Origin of the sequence: Micromonospora lutea (assembly GCF_016863535.1) — a bacterium.
In the GTDB taxonomy this organism is placed as follows: domain Bacteria; phylum Actinomycetota; class Actinomycetes; order Mycobacteriales; family Micromonosporaceae; genus Micromonospora; species Micromonospora lutea.
This window is the reverse complement of sequence record NZ_BOPB01000052.1, coordinates 1-1,656: the sequence shown is the minus strand read 5'-3', so window position 1 is coordinate 1,656 and position 1,656 is coordinate 1. Positions and strand designations below refer to the sequence as shown.

The 1,656-nt window shown below is 71.7% G+C and carries 1 protein-coding gene; it reads left to right on the top strand.

Annotated elements, in window-relative coordinates; all coding sequences use genetic code 11:
- A partial coding sequence (locus Vlu01_RS27295) for a non-ribosomal peptide synthetase (protein WP_204005004.1) occupies nt 1–1,656 on the top strand: 1,656 nt, incomplete at both ends.

The following is a 1,656-nucleotide window of genomic DNA, read 5'->3' as shown; positions in this document are numbered from 1 at the left end:
GGCGGCGAGGCCGCCGGCAGCGTCCCGATCACGATCGACGGCGCGCTCACCGAGCGGCTGCACGAGCTCGGCCGGGCGCACGGCGCGACCCTGTTCATGGTTCTGCTGGCCGCGTTCCAGACCGTCCTGGCCCGCACCAGCGGGCAGGACGACTTCGCGGTCGGCACCCCGGTGGCCAACCGTGAGGCCCCCGGTACCGCCGACCTGGTCGGCTTCTTCGCCAGTACGCTCGTCATGCGGACCAGCACGGCCGGTGACCCCAGCTTCACCGAGCTGCTGGGCCGGGTCCGCGAGACCTGTCTCGCCGCGTACGCCCACCAGGACCTCGCCTTCGAGGAGGTGGTCGCCGACCTGGGCGTCGAGCGGGACCTCACCCGGCACCCGGTCTTTCAGGTGATGCTGGCCGTGCAGAACGTTCCGTCGCCCGACTCGCAGGTCACCGGCCTGACCCTGACCCCGCGACCGCTGCCGGTGACGGCGGCCAAGTTCGAGCTGGTGCTGAACCTGGCGGAGACCGATGGCGGCATCACCGGTGACCTGACCTACCGCAGTGACCTGTTCACACCCGACCGGGTGGTGCGTCTGGTGGAGCAGCTCGGGCACGTGCTGCGCACCGCCGCCGATCACCCGGACCGGCCGGTGGCTGTCCTGCTGCCCCCGCCGGCCGAACTGGCCCTGCTGCGGTCCTGGAACGACACCGCCACTGACCTGCCCGCCACACTCGTCCACCAGCTCGTCGCCGCGCAGGCGGCCCGTACCCCGCACCGGGTCGCTGTCCTGGCCGAGGACGGCGAGCTGAGCTACGCCGAGCTCGACGCCGCCGCCAACCGCCTCGCCCGGCATCTCGTCGACCGGGGGCTCGGCGCCGAGTCGCTGGTGGCACTGCTGATCGAACGGGGCCGGCACCTGCCGGTGGCGATGCTCGCGGTCCTCAAGGCGGGCGGCTGCTACCTGCCGATCGACCCGGCCGAGGCGGCCGGCCGCCGTGACCTGCTGTTGCGTTCCGGCGTCACCGCCGTGCTCTGTGCCACCGAGGCGATGCGGGAGGCTGTCGCCGGTCTCGGTCTGCCGGTCGTCGACGTCACCGCACCGGATCCGTACGGCCGCACCGACGACCTCCAGGTGCCCGTCGATCCCGACCAGCTCGCGTACCTGATGAGCACCTCCGGGTCGACCGGCGCTCCGAAGCAGGTGATGATTACCCACCGAGCGCTCGCCAACCACATGCTCTGGATGCGTGCGGCGTTCCCGCTCACCGCCGAGGACCGGCTGCTCCAGAAGACCCCGTGCGGTTTCGACGCCTCGGTCTGGGAGTTCTACGCGCCCCTCGTCGCCGGCGCCACGCTGGTCATGGCCCGACCGGACGGGCACCGGGACCCGGCCTACCTGGTGCGGGCCTGCGCCAATCAGCGGATCACCGTCCTGCAGATGGTGCCCTCCATGTTGGACGTACTGCTGGGTACGCCCGGCTTCGCGCAACTGACCGAGCTGCGTCAGGTCTTCGTCGGCGGTGAGACATTGTCGCCGAAGCTACGTGACCGGTTCCACCAGGCGAGCGCCGCGACACTGGTCAACCTGTACGGGCCGGCGGAGACCTGCATCCAGGTGACGTCCTGGACGGCGGACCCGGCGTTCGGCGCCCACCTGCCGAGCCCG